Here is a 20,448-nt window from a genome sequence, read left to right as displayed (position 1 = left end):
GCGTATCGCACTGGGCGCTGCCTATCGTCGCCGGAACACAACCGAGCCGGGGGGCAGTATGCGAGGGAAGACCAAAGGCGTTTTGCTGGCATATCTGCCGTCCGCCCTGCTGGTGCTGGGGGGCTTTGGCGTGGCCGAGCTACTGCGTGTGGCCGCTGCCGCACTGCGCGAGCAGTGGCCAGCCACCCTGGCGATGTGGCTGAGCCTGGCGGCCTTGATTGCGGCCATCGCGCGCGCGTTCTGGGTCAGCTGGCGCCTGTGGCGACCACGTAGCGTGGCGACGGTGCCGCCCGCATCAGGCGGTGAGGTGTAGGCGCTGCGCTCGACCGGCACCGTTCTCGCCTTCGGATGCGGCGCGCGCGATGGGCTGCCCACCTCATTCCCATCAGGCAGACCTGCGCAGTGCGCCCGCGCGGCACCGACCAGACATTTTTCGGCGATTCCTTCGCCACATCCGCAGCTGCACTTGTGTTGCGCAGGTCGCGCCATAGACTGCGCAGCGCACCGCACGCTGCGGCCGTTTCTTCCATCCGATCCGTACAAGGTCCCTGTCCCATGCTCCGTCCTCGTTTGCTTGTCGCGTTTGTGCTGGCTCCCGCGCTGGCGTTTGCCCAACAGCCGCAGCCGTCCAGCCGCCCGGCCACCGCCACGCAGGCAACGCCGTCCGCGCAGCGGCCGTCTGCGGCGCAGCCGGCTCCCGCCCCGAGCGCCGCCCAGCAGGCCCAGGTGGCCAAGCAGGACATCGAAATGACCCAGGCGGCCCTGCGCGTGGCGCAGATGGTCGATGCCAATAAAGCCGCTTCGTTGTGGGACGGCGCGTCCGCTGTCGCCAAGACCGCGGTCAAGCGCGACGCCTTCGTCGCCCAGCTGGCTGGCGAGCGTGCGCGCCTGGGTGCGGTGGTCGGGCGCGGCCAGAGCTCGGTAACGCGGGTGAAGTACGGCCCCGGCGCGCAGGTGCCCGAGGGGCTGTACGTCAACGTCAGTTTCCCGACCCGGTTTGCCAATGCGCCGCAGCCGGTGCGTGAACTGGTTTCGTTCCGTCTGGACGAAGACAAGACCTGGCGCGTTGCCGGCTACAGCCTGCGCACGGCGGCCAAGTGATGGTGCCGCTTCCCGGGAGCCTTGCATGCAACTGACCATCGAACTGCAGATGCTCGGCTGGGCCATGGTGCTTGGCCTGGTACAGCTGCTGGCGGCCTCCGGCAGCATGACGGCCCAGCGTGGCACCAAGTGGAACGCCAGCGCCCGCGACGGCGAGGCCAAGCCGCTGACCGGCGTTGCGGCGCGGCTGGACCGCGCGTTCCGCAACTATCTGGAAACCTTTCCGATCTTCGCCGCCGCCGTGCTGGCGGTGAGCGTGGCCGGGCGCACCAGCGCAGACACCGCGCTGGGTGTGCAGCTGTATCTGTGGGCGCGCGTGGCCTATGTGCCGGCCTATGCGGCCGGCATTCCCTACGTGCGCAGCGCGATCTGGGTGGTGTCGTTCTGGGGCATCGTCAAGCTGCTGCGCGCGCTGCTGGGCTGGTGACGCGTGGATGCACGCCTGATCCTGATCAAGGGGCAGGCCGGGGATAGCGTCTAGACTGGGCGCATCGGCAGTGGCGGGTGCGCAGCATGCAATCGGTGGATATTGCGATCATTGGCGCCGGGCCGGTCGGGCTCGGTTTTGCACGTGCCCTGGCCGGCAGCGGCCTGTCGGTCGCGCTGGTCGAGCAACAGCCGCGCGAGTCGCTTGCCGAACCGGCCTTCGATGGACGCGAGATTGCGCTCACGCACGCCTCGCGTAGCGTGCTGGAGCAGTTGGGCATCTGGCAGCAGTTCCCCGCAACGGCAATCTCGCCACTGCGCGATGCGCGCGTCATGGATGGGCACTCGTCCTTTGCGCTGACCTTTGCCGCGGCTGCGCCCGCTGCCGGCGCGCTGGGCTGGCTGGTACCCAATCATCTGATCCGTCGCGCGGCCTGGCAGGCCGTGCAGACGCAGGATGGACTGCAGATCCACTGCGGTTGCAGCGTGCACGCGCTGCACCACGGTGCCGGGCGCGTGGAGCTGCAACTCTCCGATGGGCAGCGGCTGTCGTCGCGCCTGCTGGTTGCGGCCGACAGCCGGTTTTCCACGACCCGGCGGCTGCTCGGCATCGGGGCGCAGTTGCGCGATTTCGGCAAGACCATGCTGGTGTGCCGGATGCGCCACACGCTACCGCACCAGCATGCGGCGTGGGAGTGGTTTGGCTACGGCAAGACGCTGGCGTTGTTGCCGTTGCACGGTCACCGCGCCGGCGCCGTCCTCACCCTGCCGCCGCGACAGGTCAACGCACTGCTTGCGCTGGATGAGGACCAGTTCAGCGCCGCCGTAAGTGACGCATTCGAGCATCGCCTCGGCCGCATGCACCAGGACGGCAGCCGGCATGCCTATCCGCTGGTTGCCGCCTACGCGCACCGGTTCGTGGCCGAGCGCGCGGCCTTGATCGGCGATGCGGCGGTGGGCATGCATCCGGTCACCGCGCACGGGTTCAACTTTGGATTGCAGAGCCAGGCGCGCCTGGCCGAGCGCGTGCGTGCCGCCGCCGTTGCCGGGTGCGACATCGGCAGCGCCGGGCTGTTGCATGACTACCAACGCGTGCACCGCCTTGCCACCCGGCCCTTGTTCGAGGCGACCAATGCCCTGGCTGCGCTCTACACCGATGACCGCCTGCCGGCGCGCGTGTTGCGAGGCGGCGCGTTGCGTGCGGCGCATGCGGTCGCTCCTTTCCGGCGCGCGATTGCGGCACATTTGACCCAGCGCAGCTGACGCGACGAAAAGACCTTCCCAGGTTGATCGTCACCACATCGCGGGTCGGGTGGCGTGGTCACAAAGGCCAGGCTGTGCTGCGCGATGCCGCTCGATGCAGGCGGTTCGCCCGTGTTGCAGCCATGCGCCGGATCATCCGGGAACGGCGCGATGTTGCGCTTGCCGCTCAACGCGCGTCATGCAGGGCGGTCGGCATCCGGGTCCATCGCCAGCACACGAATCTCCACCTCTTCCAGCTGCACCAGCTGGCCCGGACGAATCTTCGCGGTCTTGCGCAGTTCCTGCACGCCATCGACGCTGACGGCACCACTGGCGACGATCGCCTTGCCCTGGCCGCCACTGTCAGCAATGCCGGCCAGCTTGAGCAGTTGATTGAGTTCGATGTACTCGCCGTCCAGGTAGAATTCCAGGAATTGCATGCTGCGCTCGATGACAGGAAGACGGCGATTATCCGCCTGTCGCCGTCCACAACACCACCGTGGCAAGACGACGGGGCCGGCGGCTGCAATCGGTAGCGCAGCGGTACCCAGGCCACTGGCTGCATCCATTGCACGATCGTCGTAGGCGGCGTCTACCCACCTATTCGCGTCGAAAGCGTGCGATTTCATCGAGCATGCCTTCGGCACGCACGACCCCGGGGCCGGCATGCGCGTTGTCGATGCGCTCCAGCCACGGATGGCGGCTGCGCTGAAGCCGTCGATAGCCGAGCCAGGTGCCAATGCCGCCGAGCACACCCACCAGCAGATTGAGCAGCAGCCAGTCGTGCGGCAGGGTCAGGCCGGTCAGTGCGCGCCAGCCGGCGTCCGCCACCGCTACCCACAGCACCCAGAACGCCACGCCCAGCCACGGGGTTACCCGCGTGCGCCAGCGCCGCAACTGCGCGAGCGCGCGCTGCGTGGGCAGCAGCGGTCCGGCAAAGTCCAGCTGCGCCAACAGCTGCAGCTGCCGTAGTGCGGAGATCGCCAGCGCAATGCTCCACAGCTGCAGCAGCACGCCGCCGATGATCGCCGCGGCCTGATCGGTATGGGCAAGCCAGCTGTGCGCGATCAGGAAGTGCAGCACCACCGCGCACAGCAAGTGCGCCGATTGGCTCAGCCACAGCGGGCGCAGGCTGGCGCGCGCTGCATGGCGACGTAGTTCGCCGCTGATGTGGCCGATCTGCGTGGTGTGCTGATCCAGGCGGTGTTCCATCGCGCGCCAGGCGCGTTGCATGTCGTCGAGTTCCATCGAGTGTTCCTTCGGTTAAGTGGGGTGGTCAGAGTTCGGCGCGGATGCGTGCCTTGAGGCGGCTGAGTTTCGTGGCGACGTTGGTCTCGCTGATGCCGAGCACCTCGCCGATCTCGCGGTAGCTGTGCGCGTCCAGGTACAGCAGCATCAAGGCCCGTTCCAGTTGCGGCAGGTGCGCGATAAAGCCGTAGAGCGCGGCGACCTGCTGTTCGTGCGCCGGGTCGCGTGCCAGCGGGTCGGCGATGCTGTCGGCCACCGCCTCCAGCGGAAGCGGGTCGTGCGGCACGCGGCTGCGGCCGCGCAGATCGCTGATTGCCACGTTCAAGGCGATGCGGTACATCCAGGTGGAAAAACGCCGGCCGGTGTCATAGCCGGGAAATGCACGCCATAACTGCACGGTGATGTCTTGCGCCAGCTCGGCACGGTCGTCCGGGTTCCAGCAATAGCTGGCCGCGACCTTCAGGACGATGCCACGGTGCTGCTGCAACAAGGCGTTGAAGCGGGTGTGCAGGTCTGTTTCCAGGGGCATGGCTCCGGCCAGGCGGGTGGATGACAAGGGTCGAACAGATGATTCGTCGCAGCGGGCGAATCCTCACAACCTGAACGGAACGTCACGGCCCTTCGACAGGAGGGGGTCTAAGGGCGCACACTATGCTGCTTTGCGCCTGCCGGCTCCGTGCGGCGCCTCCGGAGTTACCCATGACCCAAGAATCTTCCGCGCCGCTGCTGTTTGCAGACCTCGGCCTCTCGGACGCTGTGATGAAAGCCGTCGCCAACGTCGGCTACGAGTCGCCGTCGCCGATCCAGGCCGCCACCATTCCCGCGCTGCTGGCAGGCCGCGACGTGCTCGGCCAGGCGCAGACCGGTACCGGCAAGACCGCCGCGTTCGCGCTGCCGGTGCTGTCCAACGCCGACCTCCACCAGGTCAAGCCGCAAGCCCTGGTGCTGGCGCCCACCCGCGAGCTGGCTATCCAGGTCGCCGAGGCATTCCAGAAATATGCCGAGGCCATTCCCGGCTTCCGCGTGCTGCCGGTGTACGGCGGCCAGCCCTATGCCCAGCAGCTGAGCGCGCTCAAGCGCGGCGTGCATGTGGTGGTGGGCACCCCGGGCCGGGTGATCGACCATCTGGACCGCGGCACGCTGGACCTGTCGCAGCTCAAGACCCTGGTGCTGGACGAAGCCGACGAAATGCTGCGCATGGGCTTTATCGACGACGTCGAAGCCGTGCTCAAGAAGCTGCCGGAGCAGCGCCAGGTGGCCTTGTTCTCGGCCACCATGCCGCCGGCCATCCGCCGCATTGCGCAGACCTATCTGAAGGACCCGGCCGAAGTCACCATCGCGGCCAAGACCACCACCTCGGCCAACATCCGCCAGCGCTACTGGTGGGTGAGTGGGCTGCACAAGCTGGATGCGCTGACCCGCATCCTCGAGGTCGAGCCGTTCGACGGCATGATCATCTTCGCGCGTACCAAGGCGGCCACCGAAGAACTGGCGCAGAAGCTGCAGGCACGCGGCATGGCTGCGGCCGCCATCAACGGCGACATGCAGCAGGCCGCGCGTGAGAAGACCATCGCCCAGCTCAAGGACGGCAAGCTGGACATCCTGGTCGCCACCGACGTGGCCGCCCGCGGTCTGGACGTGGAACGCATCAGCCACGTGCTCAATTACGACATTCCCTACGACACCGAAAGCTACGTGCACCGCATCGGCCGTACCGGCCGTGCCGGGCGTGCCGGCGACGCGATCCTGTTCGTGACCCCGCGCGAAAAGGGCATGCTGCGCTCGATCGAACGCGCTACCCGTCAGCCGATCGAAGAAATGCAGCTGCCGAGCGTGGATGCGGTCAACGACACCCGCGTGGCGCGTTTCATGACCCGCATCACCGAGACCCTGGCCGGTGGTCAGATCGACATGTATCGCGATCTGCTGCAGCGCTACGAGGCCGAAAACAATGTGCCGGCGATCGATATCGCTGCCGCGCTGGCCAAGCTGCTGCAGGGCGATGCGCCGTTCCTGCTGACCCCGCCGGTGCGTGGTGCGCGCGAAGAGTTCGCACCGCGCGAGCGCAGCGAACGCGCCGACCGTGGCGAGCGTCCGCGCTTCGAGCCGAAGTTCGAGCGTGGTCCGCGTGCCCACGACGGCGAGCGCGCGCCGCGTCCGCCGCGCGGCGACGATGCCGGCGGCGAGCGCCCGCGTCGCGAGCCGGCACCACGCGGCGAGCCGGAGTTCGGCATGGAAAGCTATCGCATCGAAGTGGGCCACACCCACGGCGTGAAGCCGGCCAATATCGTCGGTGCCATCGCCAACGAGGCCGGCCTGGAAAGCCGCTACATCGGCCGTATCGACATCCAGGACGATTACTCGATCCTGGACCTGCCGGCCGACATGCCGCGCGAGTTGCTCACGCACCTGAAGAAGGTCTGGGTGTCCGGTCAGCAGCTCAACATGCGCAAGCTGGAAGACGGCGAAGCCGCAGCGTCGGCGGCCAAGCCACGCTTCCCGCGAGGCGGCAAGCCGTCCGGTCGTCCGAACGGCCCGGGCCGCCCGATGGATCGCTCCGGCACGCCGCATCGCAAGGGCCCGCCCAAGCCGCGCGGCGAGTAAGCGCGGCCGGGGCCGGTGGCAGCCGGCAGGCGCTGCAAGTGGTTGATTTGGCTATGCCTATAAGAGCATAGAAAGCCCGGCGTCGTTGCCGGGCCCGTTCCAGCGCCGCCCTGGACGCCGTCCCGCCGCCTGCAGCCGGCCCGACCGGCCGTCCGGCACGCGAACCCTGCCATACAGACTGGGCCATTGCGGCCGTTACTGCCTTCAGGCGCCCACTGGGCGCCTGAATCGCATCGGGGCGGCGAAGGACGGATGGCAATGGGGCAGGCGGCACGCGGCAAGAGTGGTGGGCAGACCCTGCATCTGATGCGCGGCTGGCTGACGCTTCCTTTGGCGCTCCTGATCGGCATGGCGGTGGCGATGGCGGTGATCTCGGCGCTGGTGATCGAGATCCAGTCCGGAGCCACTGCCTGGATCGTCGGCGAGAGCCACTGGTCCAAGGCCCAGCAGGAATCGGTCTACTGGCTGGAGCGCTATCTGGGAAGCGGCGACCCGGCCGATCTGCAGGCGGCCTGCCGGGCGCTGGAGGTGCCGCTGGGCGATCGCTCGGCGCGCATCGCGGTCGAGCAGCCGGTGATCGACTGGGACACGGTCTACGCCGGGCTGGCCGCCGGCCGCAATGCCCGTGAGGACATGCCGCAGATGGTGCGGCTGTACCGCTACGGCCAGCGCGTACCGCATCTGGGCGAGGCGATCGCACTGTGGCAGCAGACCGACAGCGATATCCTGCAATTGAATGCGCTGGCCGACCGGGCCGCGTCCGCGCAGGCCACTGCCACGCCCGACCCACGCACCCTGCAGGCGCTGCGCGATGAGCTGCATCTGCTGGACGCACGCATGCGCCGCATCGCGGCGGAATTTCTGGTGTTGCTGACCCGCTGTGCGCGGCTGCTGCACGATGTGATGGTGGTCTGCAGCCTGGCCACCCTGCTGCTGGTGCTGACCACCTGCGTGCTGGCCATGCGCCGTATCCGCGATTACCTGCTGTCGCACGAAGGCCGCTTCCGCACCGCGTTTCAGCAGGCGGCGCTGGGCATGGTCAAGTTCGATCTGCGAGGCCACGTGCTGGACGCCAACGCCTCGATGGCCAACATCCTGCGCTATCGCCCGGAGGAACTGCAGGCCTGCACACTGGCGCAGGTGATGCACCCGGACGACATCGTGCTGGACAGCCGCGGCATGATCGACTGGCCACGCCTGCTGCAATCGGGCGAGCTGCGCTTCCTGCGCGCCGATGGCGGGGTGATGTGGGGGCGCTGGAGCGCGTCGCTGGTGGAGCCTGGCCCGGAAGAACCCACGCTGGTGCTGGCGGTGATCGAAGATGTCTCGCACGCGCACGAGCTGGCCGACGAAGTCGCCTACCATGCGCGCCACGATGCCTTGACCGGCTTGATCAACCGCCGCGAGATCGAACGCCGGTTGCTGAAGCTGATCGAGCTGCCGCAATCGCCACAGTTGTGCCATGCGCTGTGCTTCGTGGACCTGGATCATTTCAAGCTGGTCAACGACACCTTCGGGCATGCGGTCGGCGACAAGTTCCTGTGCCACTTCGCCGATGTCATCACCATGCAGCTGCGTCCGGGCGACTGGCTGGGGCGGCTGGGCGGCGACGAATTCGCGATCCTGCTGGCCAATACCGATCTGGCGCAGGCGCAGGCCCTGCTGGAGCGCATGCACGGGGTGCTCGGGCAGCCGTGGAGCCATCAGGATGGCAAGCCGCTGACGCCGAGCTGCAGCTTCGGCGTGGTGGAAGTCTGCCACGGCGCCAGCGATGTCAACGCACTGATGACCGCGGCCGATCTGGCCTGCTATGCGGCCAAGGAAGAAGGCCGCAACCGGATTCGCTGCTTCAGCGAAAACGATCTGGCATTGGCGCGCCGCCGCCATGACGGTGGCTGGATCAGCGCGGTGCAGCAGGCCATCGCCGAAAGCCGGTTGCTGCTGTATGCGCAGAAGATCCAGGTGCTCAGCGACCCGGGGCGGGTGCAGTACGAAGTGCTGGTGCGCATGCGCGCGCGCGACGGGCGCGTGCTGAGCCCTGGCGAGTTTCTGCCGGCGGTGGAGCGCTACGGGCTCGGGCGCATGGTCGATGCCTATGTGCTGGAAACCCTGTGCGCGCACCTGGCCGACAACCCAATGCATGTGGCCACGCTGGACCTGTGCCACGTCAATTTGTCCGCGCAGTCGATCGCGCAGCCGGATTTCCTGGATTTTGTCTGCGCCCTGTTCGAGCGCTATCCCACCTTGGTGCCCAAGCTGTGCATGGAAATCACCGAGACCGCGGTGATCGGCGATCTGGAGCACGCGCAGCGTTTCGTGCAGAGCGTGCGCGCACGCGGCTGCCACGTGGCGCTGGACGATTTCGGCAGCGGGCTGGCCTCGTTCGGCTACCTCAAGCAGTTCACCGTGGATGTGCTGAAGATCGATTGCGGGTTCGTGCGTAATTACGCGCACGATGCGGTGGACCGCGCGGCGGTGCATTCGATCGCCCAGGTCGGCCTGGCCCTGGGGATCGAGGTGGTGGCCGAAGGGGTCGAGTCCGAAGCCGATATTCCCGGCCTGCGCGAGGCTGGCGTCGGCCAGGTTCAGGGCTTCAGCCTGCACCGCCCATGCCCGCTGGAAGACCTGGTCGCGCCGCAGCCGCTGCTGGCAAGCACCGGATGAGGCCTGCGGGCAGACGTCGCGGTAGCGGCGCACGGCGATGCGAGAGTGCGTTGCCGGCGCCAAATCGCCGATAATCCGACGATGACGATCCGACTCAACAAACACATCGCCGATACCGGCTTCTGCTCACGCCGCGAGGCCGATCGGCTGATCGGCGAGCGCCGTGTCACCGTCAACGGCGTGGTGGCCGGCACCGGGGCGGTGGTGGGCGAGCAGGACACCGTGCTGGTGGATGGCCAGCCGCTGCGCGCGCGCGAAGCCAAGAAGCCGGGCGGGCGCAAACATGTCTATATCGCGCTCAACAAGCCGGTGGGCATCACCTGCACCACCGAGAGTTCGGTCAAGGGCAACATCGTCGACTTCGTCGGCCACGAGCAGCGCATCTTTCCGATCGGACGGCTGGACAAGGAGTCCGAGGGGCTGATCCTGCTGACCAGCAACGGCAACATCGTCAATGACATCCTGCGTGCGGAAAACCGCCACCAGAAAGAGTACCTGGTGGCGGTCAACAAGGCGGTCACCGACGAATTTCTGCGCGGCATGGCACGTGGCGTGCGCATCCATAACGAGACCACGTTGCCGTGCCGTACCGCGCGCATCGCCAAGTTCGGCTTTCGCATCGTGCTGGAGCAGGGCCTGAACCGGCAGATCCGGCTGATGGCCGCCGAGTTCGGCTATCGGGTGACGCAGTTGCGGCGGGTGCGCATCGACAACATCAAGCTGGCGGCGCTCAAGCCGGGGCAATGGCGCAACCTCAGCGATGCGGAACTGCGCGGATTGCTGCCGCAGCGCACCGACTGGTGAGCCGGCGCGCCGGATGAACCGCAGACTGCGCGGACGGCCAGCCGTTGCCTGCGCAGAGCGCTCGCCCGACGGGGCTCCGGCATACTTCCGACGCTAACGACTCAGCAGGGGGCTGACCGCGTGATCAAACCGCAATTGCCAGGGAACGAAGCCGAACGGCTGATCGCCCTGCGTCAGTACGAGCTGCTGGATTCGCCACCCGAACGCGCCTTCGACGACCTCACGCTGGTGGCGTCCACCGTGTGCGAGACGCAGATGGCGGCCGTGGTGCTGGTGGATGCGCATCGGCAGTGGTTCAAGGCGGCTCATGGCGTGCCGCGTAGCGAAGCCCCGCGCGATATCTCGTTCTGCGCACATGCCATCCTGCGCCCGGACGAGGTGATGACGGTCGAAGACACCTTGCTGGACCCGCGCTTTTTCGACAATCCGATGGTGACCGGGGAAGGCGCGGTGCGCTTCTATGCCGGTGCGCCGCTGGTCACCAGCGACGGCATGCCGCTGGGTTCGTTGTGCGTGTTCGATCAGGCGCCGGCGCATCTGCGCGACGCGCAACGCGCCGCGCTGCAGGCATTGTCGCGGCAGGCCTCGCATCTGCTGGAACTGCGTTTGGCAGGCAAGCAGCTGCGGCAGCAACTGCGCGAGCGCGACTGGTACGAGCAGCAGATGGCGCAGTATTACGCGGCGATGGAGGCGGTCAATGCCGATCTGGTCGAGCAGACCCGCACCGACCCGCTGACCGGCCTGCCCAATCGTCGCGCGTTCACCGCTGCGCTCGCCGCCGCCACGCAGCAGACGCGCGTGGCCAATCAACCGCTATCGGTGGCCTTGCTGGACGTGGACCACTTCAAGGTGGTGAACGATGTCCATGGGCATGACCAGGGCGATCTGGTGCTGCGCGAGCTGTCGGCGCTGTTGCGTGCGCATGCGGCCGGCGCGGGCACGATTGCGCGCTACGGTGGCGAAGAGTTCGTATTGCTGCTGCCCAACGTGGACCTGCAGCAGGCGCGGGTGCAGTGCGAATACCTGCGCCAGAGCGTGGCGACGATGACGCTCGCGCTGCCGGTGACGGTGAGCATCGGCGTGGCCATGCTGTACCCGCACGAGAGCGTGGAGGCGGTGATCAAGCGTGCCGACCAGGCCTTGTACGCGGCCAAGCGCGGCGGCCGCGATCAGGTGGTGGCGCTGGAGTAGCGCGTGGCTTGCCGGGTGGAGCTTCGTGGCCGGGACAGCGCAGGACGCGTGTGTGCAGCGCCGCGACGGTGCTGCAGCTGTACGGCTGGCCAGTGCGGATGTCGCTGGCGCACCCTCGTGACGATCGGATCAATCGACGATGTTCTTCGCCTCGGCGGTGCCGAGCAGTTCCGGATGCACCACCTTGCGCCGGCGTTCCAGCACCGGATGCAGGAACACGGCGCCGAGAATGATCGCCACGCCCAGATAGAACTGCAGGGTCAGCTCGCGCTGCTCGCCGAGCAGGGCGATGGCCAGCACGATGGCGTAGACCGGTTCCAGGTTGGTCACCAGTTGTACCGAATACGCGCTCAGATGACGCAGCGCCATCAGCGCCAGCGCAAACGGCAGCAACGTGCAGGCCAGTGACAGGGCGAGCAGCAGCACACCGTCGTGCAGGCTGGGCAGGACCAGCAGGCTGCCATGCAGCGATGGCAGCAACAGCGGCATGGCCGGCGCCAGCACGGTCAGGGTCAAGGTGCCGGCACCCAACTCCAGTGCGGTAACGGTCAGCGGGTCTGCATGCGCGACCATGCGCTTGTTGAGCGAGCCGAACAGGCCGACGAAGACCGCCGAGATCGCGCCGACCACCACGCCGGCTCGCATGCCATCGGGCACGCCGCCAACCACCAGCGCCACCCCCGGCAGCACCACCAGACCGAACAGCAACTCGCGCGGACGGAACGGCCGCTGCGTGACCCACGGCTCGATCACCGCGGTGAACACCGGCGCCAGGGCGATGCAGGTCGCCGCCACCGAGGCATTGGCCAGCTTGATCGCGCCGTAGAAGGTCAGCCAGTGCAACGCCACCAGCGCGCCGATGCCGCAATAGCCCAGCACCACGCGCCCGGACAGGCCGTGTAGCCCGCGCCACACGCGTGGCCACAAGGCCAGCGCCACCACCACGATCAACATCCGCCACCACACCAGCGGCAAGGCCTGCAGCGTGATCAATTTGCCCAGGATCGCGGTGATGCCCCAGAGCAGCACGCAGAAATGAATTTGCAGTTGCGCCTTGCGCAGGTCGGTCGTGGGCATGCGCCATTGTCGCCGAAAAGTTGCGGGCCGACGTCGGGCGGCGACGGCAGCTTGGCTGGCGATGGCAGTCCCGCTCCCGGCTGCAGCGGGTACCGAGTACCAAGTACCAAGTCCCTCTCCCCCTGGAGAGACGCGAGGGTACGGCTTACCCATTGCCCATGACTGCTGCACCATGCACGGTGTCGCTGGGGGCCCAACGCCACGGTGAGCGCGTAAGACCATTCGCATGATCGGTGCGAAACGATCATGGCGATCATGGCCAGGCAGCAGATGTGAGGTCGTCGCATATCGCCACTTGTCTGCCACGCGCCACCGTTAAAAACTGCCGCACGCACAACGGTGCAACGTCGGCGAGGCAGCTAACCTGCCGACAACGCCTTCAACAACGCCATCGCCGCCGCCGGATTGCGTTCCTTTGCCGCACTGATGAAGAACACGAACACCTCGCGCGGCGCAGCAGGCGTTTTCGACGGATCTTCGATGTGCGGCAGATCGTCCGGGTCTTCGCCGCGGCGCCATGCCTGGATGCGTTCGGCCCAGCGTGCCAGCGCAGGCGCGGGGTAGCCCGCATGCAGGCGCGCCTGGCTTCGCATCAGCCGCGCGTAGACAACGTCGGTGGAGAGGTCGGCGAAGGAGGGGTGTTCGTCCGAATCGGTGAATACCGTCGAGACGCCATGGCGGCGCACCAGCGCCAGCAACGACGCATCCACCGCATCCGGATCGCGGATTTCCAGCACGTGGCGCAGCGTGCGGCCGCCCGTGTGCCTGGGCAGCAGTGCCAGGAAGTCGTCCAGGTCGTCGGCCTGCAGGCGATGCCCGTGTTCGAACTGCCACACCAGCGGGCCAAGCGTGTCGCCGAGCTCGACAATGCCGCCGACGAAGTCCTCCACCTGGGCCCTGGTGCCCGCCAGTCTGCGCGACTGGGTAATACGTCGCGGCGCCTTGGCCGAGAACACGAACCCGGGCGGCACCTCGTCGCGCCACTTTGCATAGGTTGCCGGCTTCTGCGCGCCGTAATAGGTGCCGTTGATTTCGATGGCGGTGACGTGGCGGCTGGCGTATTCCAGCTCGCGGCGCTGCACCAGTCCTTCCGGATAGAACATGCCCGCACGCCAAGGCGCGTACACCCAACCGCCGATGCCGACGTGGATGCCATCCAGGGAGGGCGGGGCGGAAGCGAACAGATCAGTCATCGCAGGGGTACTCGCTGGCAGGAGGGCACGGTTGCGGCGCGTGCTGCGCGAATCCGGCAGCGACCGCAGCGCATAGCCTGGCGCATCCGGACTGGATGGCGCGTGAGAACGGCGGCGTTGCAGCGGCAACGGCCGTGCGCGTCGCGACGGACTGCAGCGGACGCAAGCACATCGATCGCGCAACCGTCAGCCACGCCATTTCGCACGCTTGCCGTCCTGGCCCCACCGCGACATGCGGCAGCCAGCGCCCGCACGCCGGCGCAGCCGGCTACCATGCCTGCATCGCCGCATGAGACCGTCTCGATGACCTGGACCACTCCCGATCTGTGCGACCGCTTTCCCGAGGTGAGCGTTGCCGAGCCATTGTTCCGCCACTTTGGCGGGCGCACCGCGTTCTGCGGGCCGATCGCAACGGTGCGCTGTGTTGAAGACAACTCGCGCGTGCGCGAACTGGCCTCCACGCCGGGCGACGGGCGGGTGCTGGTGGTGGACGGGCAGGGCTCGTTGAAGCATGCGCTGCTGGGCGACCAGATCGCAGCGCAGGCGGTGGCCAACGGCTGGGCCGGGGTGGTGATCCATGGCTGCGTGCGCGATGTCGAGATCCTGGGCACGCTGCCGCTGGGCGTGCTGGCCTTGGCTGCCTGCCCACGCCGTACCGAACGGCGCGACCTGGGCGATGCGCAGGTGCCGGTGAATTTTGCCGGGGTCCCGTTCGTGCCCGGGCACTGGCTCTACGCCGACGCCAACGGCGTGCTGATGACGCCGCTGCCGCTGTCGCTGGACAGTGCCGGTGGCACACCCTGATCGACAACAGGAGGACGTGGTGGTGATCGTGAACCGATGGCTGACGGGAGGTGTGCTGATGCTGGCAACCCTGGTGACAACGACGCATGCGGCCGACCTGCCGGCCGGCATGCAGCAGTTCGACGCGCAGATGGAACGCGTGCGTACCCAGTTCGACGTGCCCGGCATCGCCGTGGCCATCGTCAAGGATGGCCAGGTGGTGCTGGAGCGTGGCTACGGCGTCCGCGAGATCGGCAAGCCCGATCCGGTGCAGGCCGATACGCTGTTTGCGATCGCCTCCAACACCAAGGCGTTCACCGCTGCCTCGCTGTCGATTCTGGCCGACGAAGGCAGGCTCTCGCTCGACGACAAGGTCATCGACCACCTGCCGTGGTTCCGCATGTCCGACCCATATGTCAGCGACCAAATGCGCATCCGCGACTTGCTGGCGCATCGCAGCGGCCTGAGCCTGGGCGCAGGCGACCTGTTGTTCTGGCCAACCACCAGCTACAGCACCGAAGAGGTCGTGCAGCGGCTGGCCAAGGTGCCATTGAAAGGCGGTTTCCGCGATCGCTATGCATACGACAATATCCTGTACGCCGTGGCGCAGAAGGTGATCGAGCAGGTCTCCGGGCAACCCTACGCTGGGTTTCTGCAGCAGCGCATCCTTGCGCCGGTGGGCATGCGCGGTACGCGCTTCAACGCCGATCATCTGCAACCCGGTGACACCGCGGCGGTGGGCCATGCCAAGTACGACTTCACCGAGTTGCGCACGGTGGCGCCGTTGACCTGGTCCAACAACTCCGGTGCCGGCGGCATCTACTCCAGTGCGCACGACATGGCGTTGTGGATGAAGGTGCAACTGGCCGGCGGCGTGTTGCCGGACGGCACACCGCTGTTCAGTGCAAAGCGGCAGCAGGAGATGTGGTCGATGATCACGCCGATCGCCGTCGCCGCTCCGGCAGTGCCCGAACTGGCCGGCGCGCAGCCCAATTTCGCCGGCTATGGCGAAGGCTGGAGCCTGAGCGACTATCGCGGCCATCGTCTGGTGTGGCATACCGGCGGCTGGCCCGGCATGGTGTCGCGGCTGACGCTGGTGCCCGACCAGAAGCTGGGCGTGGTGGTGCTGACCAATCAGGAAGTCGGCGCGGCGTTCAATGCGGTGACGCTGCAGGTGCTGGACGCATTCCTGCAGGTGCCACCCACCGATTGGACCGGGGCGTACGCCAAGGCCGTGGCCAAGGCCGGCAGCGAGGCCGATACCAGTTGGAAGGCGCATCAGGACGCACGCGCGGCGCGCTCCACGCCGTCGTTGCCGCTGCGCGGCTATGCGGCGACCTATCGCGACCCCTGGTATGGCGATGTGGTGATCCGCCAGGACGGCAAGCGGCTGCGCCTGCAGTTCACCAAGACCGCCCAATTGGTGGGCACGCTGGAGCATTGGCAGCATGACAGCTTCATCGTGCGCTGGGACGACCGCTCCTTGAACGCGGACGCCTTCGTCGACTTCGCGTTGACCCCGGACGGTGCGGTGCGCGAGATGCGCATGCAGGCGATCTCGCCGCTGACCGATTTCAGCTTCGATTTTCAGGATCTGCTGCTGACGCCCGTGCAGACGCAGGCCGCTGCGCCGAAGTGAAGCGGCGCTCGGTTGCCGGGCGCTCGCTGTCCTGCAGTGCGCTGGTGCCGGAGTCGGTTGCGGCCGGCGGCCACCGCAGCGCAGCTCTGCACGCTGAAGTGGTCATGGCGCCCGGCGCGTGCAGCGTTGCAGCGACCGCCGCCGCCTCGCTACCGCCGGGCGGCACGTGTGGTTATGATCCGCGCACTTCTCAAGGATGTCGCCGTAGGCATGACCACTCCACAGATGTCGGTGTATTTCTTTCTGCAGGCTGCAGCCATCCTGTTGGTGTGCCGGTTGGTCGGGCTGCTGGCCAAGCGCCTGGGGCAGCCGCAGGTGGTTGGCGAGATGATTGCCGGGGTGATGCTGGGGCCATCGTTGTTCGGCCTGCTGGCGCCGGGCGCTCAGGCGGCGTTGTTCCCCAAACAGACCATGGATGTGTTGTACGTGTTCGCGCAGTTCGGCGTGGGCCTGTACATGTTTCTGGTCGGGACCGACTTCCGCGGCGATCACTTCCGTGCGCGCTACCGCAGCGCGATGAGCGTGTCCCTGGCCGGCATCGCGGTGCCGTTCGCGCTGGCATTTGCGATGTGCCCATGGCTGCTCACCGTCGACGGCCTGTTCTCCGAGAAGGCCAAGCTGACGGAAGCGTCGCTGTTTCTGGGCGCAGCCATCGCCATCACTGCCTTCCCGATGCTGGCGCGCATCATCCACGAAGGTGGCCTGACCAAGAGCCCGCTGGGAACGCTGGCGTTGACGGCTGGCGCGTTCGACGACGCCGCGGCGTGGTGCATCCTGGCGGTGGTGCTGGCCAGCTTCGGCGGCAGCTGGGGCAGCGCCTATCTGGCCATCGGTGGCGGCGTGGGCTACGCGGTATTCATGATTTTCGTCGGACGGCATCTGTTGCGTCGCCTGGCCGATCACGTGGTGCCGGATCAGCCGCTCAGCAACAGCGTGTTGGCGATCGTGCTGATGCTGTTCTGCGTGAGCGCGTGGGCGATGGACGCGATCGGCATCCACGCGGTGTTCGGTGGCTTCCTGCTGGGTGTCTGCCTGCCCAAGGGGCCGTTGACGGAAAAACTGCGCGAGATGATGCAGCCGTTCGTGGTGGTCTTGCTGCTGCCGTTGTTCTTTACCTATTCGGGGCTGAAGACCCAGCTCAGCGTGCTGTTGCAGCCGCAGATCATGCTGGCCGGTGTCGCGATCCTGGCCGCATCGTTCGTTGGCAAGGGTGTGGCCTGCTGGGCCGCGGCGCGCGTTACCGGTGAAAACAACCGCGACGCGATGGCGATCGGCTCGCTGATGAATGCACGCGGCCTGATGGAGCTGATCATCATCAACATCGGCCTGCAGGCCGGTGTGATCGAGCAGGGCCTGTTCTCGGTACTGGTGCTGATGGCGATCCTGTCCACGCTGATGGCGACGCCGCTGTTCAACTGGATCATGCGTCGCCACGCCAACGTGAGCGATGCGGTGCCGAGTCTGCAGCAGCGCTGAGCATTGGCAGCGGCGTCGATGGCGACGCCGCTGCATGGGCGAGTGGACCTCATCCGGTTCTGGGCTGGCTACGCCATACTGGCATCGGATATCCGCAATCGAGTCGTCATGACCAAGGCAAGAAAGAAGGCCGCGCAGCAGGCGGTGCAGGCGCCGGCGCCGATCTATCAATTGCAGATCGCGCTGGCGGGCAGTGCGCCGCTGGTGTGGCGGCGGATGGTGATTGCGGGGTCGCTCCGTCTGGCGACCGTGCACCGCGTGCTGCAGGCTGTGATGGGCTGGAGCGGCGCACACCCGTACGAATTCGACTTCGGCGGTGGCCGCTATGGCGAGGCCGGGCTGGATGTGCCGGAGCGCTCGCGGCTCAAGCATGCCGCCCGGGTCACGCTGGAAAGCGCGGTGGGCGAGCTTGGCGAATTCGCCTATTTCTATGGTGCCGGCGCTGGCTGGACGCACACGCTGCAGGTCGAGGCCGTGCTGGCGCCGGATGCGGGCCTGCGCATCGCGCGCTGCATCGAGGGCGCCAATGCCTGCCCGCCGGAACGCAGTGGCGGGATCGAGGCCTACCAGGCGCTCTTGCAGATCATCGCCGACACGGACCACCCGCAGCACGTGCAGGAGCTGGCCACGCTCGGTGGGCGTCTGGATCCAGCCCATTTCGATCTGGCCGAGGTCAACCGGCTGCTGGCGCGGATTCGCGAGTAGATCCAGATGCCGGCAATGCCGTGGCGTGTAGGTGCAGCAACATGGGCACCCACGCACGACGCTGCCACCGCGCTACGCCAGGCTGCCGGAGCAACGCACTGCGGCTTGACGCCCGATCGGCTAGCCTGACGACCCGGTGTTAGCGAAGTATGTGCAATGTTCCGCTGGTTCGAATCCCTGATCGACATCTTTCCGCCCATCGAGCGGGGGATGCCGCCACGTCGCGTTTGGCGGTTCTATCTGCACTACCTGCGGCCGCTGTGGCCGATCCTGCTGGCCACGCTGATCGCGGGCTTGTTGCTGGCCTTGGTGGAAGTGGCGATGTTCGACTTCCTCGGCCGCATCGTGGACATGTTGAATGAGCGGCCAGGGCCCGACTTCTTCCGCCGCCACGCCAGCGAACTGGCGTGGATGGCGGGGATCACCCTGATCGCGCGGCCGTTCTTCACCGGCCTGCACAATCTGCTGGTCAACCAGGCGATCGTGCCGGGATTGAGCAACCGCTCGCGCTGGTTGATGCACAACTATGTGGTGCGGCAGAGCCTGGGGTTTTTCAATAACGATTTCGCCGGCCGCATTGCGAACCGCGTCATGCAGACCGGCACGTCGCTGCGCGAATCGGCGGTGCAGATGGTCGATGCGCTGTGGTACATCGTGGTCTATACCGGCAGCGCGTTGTGGCTGTTCGCTCAGGCCGATCCGTGGCTGATGGCGCCGCTGTTGATCTGGCTGGTGGTGTATGTCGCGCTGATGGCGTTCTTCGTGCCGCGCATGAAGGCGCGCGCCTGGATCGCGTCGGATGCGCGCTCCAAGGCCACCGGGCGCATCGTCGATGGCTACACCAATATTTCCACGCTCAAGCTGTTCGCCCATGCCGGCCGCGAGGAAGCCTATGTGCGCGAGGCGATCGACGAGCTGGCGGTCAAGCATCGCGGGCAGACGCGCGTGACGACCTCGATGGACACGGCCATCGCGGTGGCCAACGGGTTCCTCATCGTCGGGACGTGCGGGCTGGCGCTCTGGCTATGGAGCCGCGGGCAGATCAGCGTTGGCGCCATCACCCTGGCGACCGGGCTGGTGATTCGCATCCACAATATGTCCGGCTGGATCATGTGGACGGTCAACGGCATTTTTGAAGATATCGGCACCGTGCAGGACGGCATGCAGACCATCTCGCAGCCGGTGCAGGTGCAGGATGTGCCGACTGCGGTGCCGTTGCAGGTGACGCACGGCCAGGTGCGGTTCGAGCACATCCATTTCCATTACGGCAAGCGCGGTGGCGTGATCGCCGGGCTGGATCTGCGGGTGCGCGCCGGCGAAAAGATCGGCCTGGTGGGGCCCTCGGGCGCCGGCAAGTCGACGTTGGTCAACGTGCTGTTGCGGCTGTACGACCTGGAGCAGGGGCGCATCCTCATCGATGGGCAGGACATTGCGCAGGTCACGCAGGATAGCCTGCGCGGGCAGATCGGGTTGGTGACCCAGGACACCTCGTTGCTGCATCGTTCGATCCGCGACAATCTGCTGTACGGCCGGCCGCAGGCCAGCGACGCGCAGATCCTGGATGCGGTGCGCAAGGCGCGCGCGGAAGGTTTCATCGACACGCTGATCGACGGCGAAGGCCGTCGCGGCTTCGATGCGCATGTGGGCGAGCGCGGCGTCAAGCTCTCCGGCGGTCAGCGCCAGCGCATCGCGATCGCGCGGGTGCTGTTGAAGGACGCGCCGATCCTGGTTCTGGACGAAGCGACCTCGGCGCTGGATTCGGAAGTGGAAGCGGCGATCCAGGACAGCCTGGATGCGCTCATGGGCGACAAAACCGTCATCGCGATTGCGCACCGGCTGTCGACCATCGCGCGCATGGACCGGCTGGTGGTCATGGATGCCGGCCGCATCGTCGAAACCGGCACGCATGCCGAGCTGATCGCGCATGGTGGGCTATATGCACGGCTGTGGGCGCGCCAGACCGGCGGATTTGTTGCGGCAGATGCGTGACGCAAGGCGGTGCGCGGTCGTTGCGTGACACGTGCGCGGTCGTTGCGCGACAGCTGGGCGCCGGCTCGCCGCTCGCCAAGAAATAGCAACAGAGCAAGCCCCTCTCCTGCGGGAGAGGGGTTGGGGTGAGGGTACGGGGCGAAGCCACTTGGCACCTCGTCTCCGAAGCGCCTGGCGACGCGTTCCACAGCGCCGGCCGCAACAACGTCACCGGGCGCCCCTCATCCGCCCCTACGGGGCACCTTCTCCCGCGCGCGGGAGAAGGAAGACTTGCAGTCTTTGATCGACCAGCAGCAAGCCCTCTCC

The 20,448-nt window shown here is 67.1% G+C and carries 18 protein-coding genes; 13 read left to right on the top strand and 5 right to left on the bottom strand.

Translation table 11 applies throughout. The features are described 5' to 3' along the window. The first annotated feature begins 58 nt into the window (after positions 1–58). From ACCQ10_RS13770 to ubiM, 4 genes are all read left to right on the top strand, one after another. Positions 59–313 carry a hypothetical protein gene (locus ACCQ10_RS13770; protein WP_372360998.1) on the top strand — a complete coding sequence of 85 codons (255 nt, stop codon included), beginning with the start codon at positions 59–61 and terminating at the stop codon, positions 311–313. Positions 314–555: 242 nt separating this feature from the next. Further along, positions 556–1,101, top strand: coding sequence for a DUF4019 domain-containing protein (locus ACCQ10_RS13765; RefSeq protein ID WP_047695670.1), 546 nt, complete (start codon positions 556–558; stop codon positions 1,099–1,101). Between the two features lie 25 nt (positions 1,102–1,126). Further along, positions 1,127–1,528, top strand: coding sequence for an MAPEG family protein (locus tag ACCQ10_RS13760; RefSeq protein WP_039411317.1), 402 nt, complete (start codon positions 1,127–1,129; stop codon positions 1,526–1,528). An 86-nt stretch (positions 1,529–1,614) separates the two neighbouring features. After that, positions 1,615–2,790 carry a 5-demethoxyubiquinol-8 5-hydroxylase UbiM gene (ubiM, locus tag ACCQ10_RS13755; protein ID WP_372360997.1) on the top strand — a complete coding sequence of 392 codons (1,176 nt, stop codon included), beginning with the start codon at positions 1,615–1,617 and terminating at the stop codon, positions 2,788–2,790. 176 nt (positions 2,791–2,966) lie between these two features. On the opposite strand, the gene ACCQ10_RS13750 is transcribed toward ubiM, so the two are convergent. The 3 genes from ACCQ10_RS13750 to ACCQ10_RS13740 all read right to left on the bottom strand — a co-directional run bounded on the left by ACCQ10_RS13750 (position 2,967) and on the right by ACCQ10_RS13740 (position 4,546). Then, a complete protein-coding gene (locus tag ACCQ10_RS13750; protein WP_372360996.1) occupies positions 2,967–3,209 on the bottom strand; it encodes an RNA-binding S4 domain-containing protein in 243 nt (80 codons plus the stop codon). A 160-nt stretch (positions 3,210–3,369) separates the two neighbouring features. Next, a complete protein-coding gene (locus ACCQ10_RS13745) occupies positions 3,370–4,017 on the bottom strand; it encodes a hypothetical protein (RefSeq protein WP_372360995.1) in 648 nt (215 codons plus the stop codon). Positions 4,018–4,045: 28 nt separating this feature from the next. Further along, the gene (locus tag ACCQ10_RS13740; protein ID WP_372360994.1) at positions 4,046–4,546 is read right to left on the bottom strand and encodes an RNA polymerase sigma factor; all 501 of its coding nucleotides are present in this window, start codon (positions 4,544–4,546) and stop codon (positions 4,046–4,048) included. A 170-nt stretch (positions 4,547–4,716) separates the two neighbouring features. On the opposite strand from ACCQ10_RS13740, the gene ACCQ10_RS13735 reads away from it, so the two are divergent. The 4 genes from ACCQ10_RS13735 to ACCQ10_RS13720 all read left to right on the top strand — a co-directional run bounded on the left by ACCQ10_RS13735 (position 4,717) and on the right by ACCQ10_RS13720 (position 11,280). Next, on the top strand, positions 4,717–6,621 hold the full coding sequence (locus tag ACCQ10_RS13735) for a DEAD/DEAH box helicase (protein WP_372360993.1): 1,905 nt from the start codon (positions 4,717–4,719) through the stop codon (positions 6,619–6,621). A gap of 258 nt (positions 6,622–6,879) precedes the next feature. Further along, complete coding sequence (locus ACCQ10_RS13730; RefSeq protein WP_372360992.1) at positions 6,880–9,285, top strand: putative bifunctional diguanylate cyclase/phosphodiesterase; 2,406 nt, start codon at positions 6,880–6,882, stop codon at positions 9,283–9,285. A gap of 81 nt (positions 9,286–9,366) precedes the next feature. Further along, positions 9,367–10,089, top strand: a complete 723-nt coding sequence (locus ACCQ10_RS13725) for a pseudouridine synthase (RefSeq protein WP_184439047.1) — start codon at positions 9,367–9,369, stop codon at positions 10,087–10,089. 81 nt (positions 10,090–10,170) lie between these two features. Beyond that, on the top strand, positions 10,171–11,280 hold the full coding sequence (locus ACCQ10_RS13720; RefSeq protein ID WP_372363125.1) for a GGDEF domain-containing protein: 1,110 nt from the start codon (positions 10,171–10,173) through the stop codon (positions 11,278–11,280). A 129-nt stretch (positions 11,281–11,409) separates the two neighbouring features. Here ACCQ10_RS13720 and ACCQ10_RS13715 read toward each other — a convergent pair whose 3' ends face one another. Both ACCQ10_RS13715 and ACCQ10_RS13710 read right to left on the bottom strand, forming a co-directional pair. Beyond that, positions 11,410–12,357 carry a DMT family transporter gene (locus ACCQ10_RS13715; RefSeq protein ID WP_372360991.1) on the bottom strand — a complete coding sequence of 316 codons (948 nt, stop codon included), beginning with the start codon at positions 12,355–12,357 and terminating at the stop codon, positions 11,410–11,412. A gap of 359 nt (positions 12,358–12,716) precedes the next feature. Beyond that, entirely contained in the window at positions 12,717–13,550 is an 834-nt protein-coding gene (locus tag ACCQ10_RS13710; protein WP_372360990.1) for a DUF72 domain-containing protein, read from the bottom strand. Between the two features lie 303 nt (positions 13,551–13,853). On the opposite strand from ACCQ10_RS13710, the gene rraA reads away from it, so the two are divergent. The 5 genes from rraA to ACCQ10_RS13685 all read left to right on the top strand — a co-directional run bounded on the left by rraA (position 13,854) and on the right by ACCQ10_RS13685 (position 20,142). Then, a complete protein-coding gene (gene rraA, locus ACCQ10_RS13705) occupies positions 13,854–14,354 on the top strand; it encodes a ribonuclease E activity regulator RraA (protein WP_372360989.1) in 501 nt (166 codons plus the stop codon). A 22-nt stretch (positions 14,355–14,376) separates the two neighbouring features. Next, positions 14,377–15,972, top strand: coding sequence for a serine hydrolase (locus ACCQ10_RS13700; protein WP_372360988.1), 1,596 nt, complete (start codon positions 14,377–14,379; stop codon positions 15,970–15,972). A gap of 210 nt (positions 15,973–16,182) precedes the next feature. Continuing rightward, a complete protein-coding gene (locus ACCQ10_RS13695; RefSeq protein WP_372360987.1) occupies positions 16,183–17,448 on the top strand; it encodes a cation:proton antiporter in 1,266 nt (421 codons plus the stop codon). A gap of 108 nt (positions 17,449–17,556) precedes the next feature. Further along, positions 17,557–18,153, top strand: coding sequence for a plasmid pRiA4b ORF-3 family protein (locus tag ACCQ10_RS13690; protein WP_372360986.1), 597 nt, complete (start codon positions 17,557–17,559; stop codon positions 18,151–18,153). Between the two features lie 156 nt (positions 18,154–18,309). Then, the gene (locus ACCQ10_RS13685) at positions 18,310–20,142 is read left to right on the top strand and encodes an ABC transporter ATP-binding protein (protein ID WP_372360985.1); all 1,833 of its coding nucleotides are present in this window, start codon (positions 18,310–18,312) and stop codon (positions 20,140–20,142) included. The last annotated feature ends 306 nt before the right edge of the window (positions 20,143–20,448 follow it).

Origin of the sequence: Xanthomonas sp. NCPPB 1325, from assembly GCF_041477645.2 — a bacterium.
Lineage (GTDB): Bacteria > Pseudomonadota > Gammaproteobacteria > Xanthomonadales > Xanthomonadaceae > Xanthomonas > Xanthomonas cannabis.
This window is presented reverse-complemented; position numbering and strand designations above follow the sequence as displayed.

What these genes read in the sequence shown, in the direction of transcription:
- ACCQ10_RS13770 (WP_372360998.1), top strand. Translation starts at nt 59, where the DNA reads ATGCGAGGGAAGACCAAAGGCGTTTTGCTGGCATATCTGCCGTCCGCC.
- ACCQ10_RS13765 (WP_047695670.1), top strand. Translation starts at nt 556, where the DNA reads ATGCTCCGTCCTCGTTTGCTTGTCGCGTTTGTGCTGGCTCCCGCGCTG.
- ACCQ10_RS13760 (WP_039411317.1), top strand. Translation starts at nt 1,127, where the DNA reads ATGCAACTGACCATCGAACTGCAGATGCTCGGCTGGGCCATGGTGCTT.
- ubiM (WP_372360997.1), top strand. Translation starts at nt 1,615, where the DNA reads ATGCAATCGGTGGATATTGCGATCATTGGCGCCGGGCCGGTCGGGCTC.
- ACCQ10_RS13750 (WP_372360996.1), bottom strand. Translation starts at nt 3,209, where the DNA reads ATGCAATTCCTGGAATTCTACCTGGACGGCGAGTACATCGAACTCAAT.
- ACCQ10_RS13745 (WP_372360995.1), bottom strand. Translation starts at nt 4,017, where the DNA reads ATGGAACTCGACGACATGCAACGCGCCTGGCGCGCGATGGAACACCGC.
- ACCQ10_RS13740 (WP_372360994.1), bottom strand. Translation starts at nt 4,546, where the DNA reads ATGCCCCTGGAAACAGACCTGCACACCCGCTTCAACGCCTTGTTGCAG.
- ACCQ10_RS13735 (WP_372360993.1), top strand. Translation starts at nt 4,717, where the DNA reads ATGACCCAAGAATCTTCCGCGCCGCTGCTGTTTGCAGACCTCGGCCTC.
- ACCQ10_RS13730 (WP_372360992.1), top strand. Translation starts at nt 6,880, where the DNA reads ATGGGGCAGGCGGCACGCGGCAAGAGTGGTGGGCAGACCCTGCATCTG.
- ACCQ10_RS13725 (WP_184439047.1), top strand. Translation starts at nt 9,367, where the DNA reads ATGACGATCCGACTCAACAAACACATCGCCGATACCGGCTTCTGCTCA.
- ACCQ10_RS13715 (WP_372360991.1), bottom strand. Translation starts at nt 12,357, where the DNA reads ATGCCCACGACCGACCTGCGCAAGGCGCAACTGCAAATTCATTTCTGC.
- ACCQ10_RS13710 (WP_372360990.1), bottom strand. Translation starts at nt 13,550, where the DNA reads ATGACTGATCTGTTCGCTTCCGCCCCGCCCTCCCTGGATGGCATCCAC.
- rraA (WP_372360989.1), top strand. Translation starts at nt 13,854, where the DNA reads ATGACCTGGACCACTCCCGATCTGTGCGACCGCTTTCCCGAGGTGAGC.
- ACCQ10_RS13695 (WP_372360987.1), top strand. Translation starts at nt 16,183, where the DNA reads ATGACCACTCCACAGATGTCGGTGTATTTCTTTCTGCAGGCTGCAGCC.
- ACCQ10_RS13690 (WP_372360986.1), top strand. Translation starts at nt 17,557, where the DNA reads ATGACCAAGGCAAGAAAGAAGGCCGCGCAGCAGGCGGTGCAGGCGCCG.
- ACCQ10_RS13685 (WP_372360985.1), top strand. Translation starts at nt 18,310, where the DNA reads ATGTTCCGCTGGTTCGAATCCCTGATCGACATCTTTCCGCCCATCGAG.